2 protein-coding genes are annotated in these 1,835 nt (G+C 65.4%); one reads left to right on the forward strand and one right to left on the reverse strand.

Annotation, left to right across the window (positions count from 1 at the left end; all coding sequences use genetic code 11):
• Positions 1-734 (forward strand): dihydroorotate dehydrogenase (quinone) (gene pyrD / locus EN879_RS34320; RefSeq protein WP_127274632.1); only part of this gene is annotated, 734 nt, incomplete at its 5' end.
• Between the two features lie 268 nt (positions 735-1,002).
• Here the strand turns inward: pyrD and EN879_RS34325 are convergent.
• Positions 1,003-1,835 (reverse strand): MATE family efflux transporter (locus EN879_RS34325; protein WP_245493917.1); only part of this gene is annotated, 833 nt, incomplete at its 5' end.

Genomic DNA, 1,835 nt, shown 5'->3' on the forward strand with positions numbered 1-1,835 from the left:
ACAATGAAGGCCATGCGGCGGCCGAAAAGCGCCTTGCCGCGCGCAAGGGGCGTGGCGGCATCGTCGGCGTCAACATCGGCGCCAACAAGGACAGCAGCGACCGCATCGGCGACTATGAGCGCGGCGTCGCCCGGTTTGCGCAATACGCCAGCTATCTGACCGTCAACATCTCCTCGCCCAACACGCCGGGCCTGCGCAACATGCAGGCGCGTGAGCAGCTTGGCGAGCTCTTGTCGCGGGTCATGGCAGCGCGCGCCGCGGCAAGCGCCCAGCCGCCGGTGTTCCTGAAGATCGCGCCGGATCTGGTCGAGGCAGAGCTGGAGGACATCGCCGCCGAAGTCACGGAAAAGCGGGTGGACGGCGTCATCGTCTCCAACACCACCATCTCCCGACCGCCACTGCGCAGCGGCGACACCGCGCGCGAGAGCGGGGGGCTCTCCGGCAAGCCGCTGTTCGAGCGTTCGACCATCGTGCTGGCGAAGATGCGCAAACTGCTCGGGCCGGAGCTTGCCATCGTCGGCGTCGGCGGCGTCGATTCCGCCGATACGGCGCTGGACAAGATCCGTGCGGGTGCCGATCTGGTGCAGCTCTACACCGGCATGATCTATGCCGGGCCTTCGCTGCCAGGCCGTATTCTTTCCGGAATGGCCCGTTTCGTCGAAAAAGAACGGCTGAAGTCGATTTGCGAGTTGCGCGACAGCCGCCTCGACTTCTGGGCGTCCAGGCAACTCTGAACTGCTCTCAGGAGCGCAGGTCGCGGCTGACGGCCCGCTCGCAGATGGTGCAACGAACTCGGGTCAAAGGGTTCCTTCGGAGCTTTCGCCGGGCGTTGGCTGACGGCGCATCAAACAAAAAACCCGCCAGTGCGGCGGGTCATTGGCGCAAATCAGCACCATGGGCAAAAATCTACCACAGCTGAGGTCACCGAGTCAAGAAAAAATTCCTATCGCGAAGCTGCCGCTCAGTGTCCTGGACGGCGCAGGGCCTTCCGGGGGACACCGTCTAAAACGCCGTCCGCACCCTGAGCCGCAGGATCGTCAGCAGGCTGAAGCCTCGCACCAGCAGGAAGACGTGCAGCGCCGCCCAAAGTCCAGTGTTGCCGAAGGCCGGCGCAAGGGTCAGCAGCGCGGCCGCGAAAACCAGGAACGACAGCAGCATCATGTTGCGCATGTCGCGGGACCAGGTCGCGCCGATGAAGACGCCATCCATCTGGAACGCCAGCACACCGCTCAGCGCCGTGAATGCCGCCCATGGCAGGTAGATGTCGGCCACCGAACGGACGTCCTCCGATGTCGTCACGAGAGCGACCAGATTGGCGCCACCAGACAGCATTACCAGCGTCGCGGCTCCCGCCAGCCCGAAACCCCAGAACAGCGTCAGCCGCACGGCCTGGCGGAACGGTGCGGCGGCACGTGCGCCGACGGCACGGCCCGCCAGCTGTTCGGCGGCGGTGGCAAAGCCATCGAGGAAATAGCCGGCGACGAGGAAGAAATTCATCAGCACGGCGTTGGCGGCCAGCGTCACCGTGCCGAACTGCGCGCCCTGGCGGGTGAACAATGCAAAGGCGGCGAGCAGCGAGAACGAACGGATCATGATGTCGCGGTTGAGCGACAGCATGCGCAGGAAGGCGGTCATGTCGAGCAGGCGATGGCGCGGCAAGGGCGGGGCCGCGCGAAACCGGCGGATCACGATGGCCAGGCCGAGCAGCATGGCCAGGAACTCACCGGTGACGGTCGCCCAGGCAACGCCGGCGACGCCCCAGCCAAGTTCCAGCCCAAGCAGGAAGCACAGCGCGATGTTGATGCCGTTCAGCACCAATTGCAGCACCAGTCCAA

It is taken from the genome of Mesorhizobium sp. M7A.F.Ca.AU.002.02.1.1, assembly GCF_003998535.1.
Classification (GTDB): domain Bacteria; phylum Pseudomonadota; class Alphaproteobacteria; order Rhizobiales; family Rhizobiaceae; genus Mesorhizobium; species Mesorhizobium ciceri.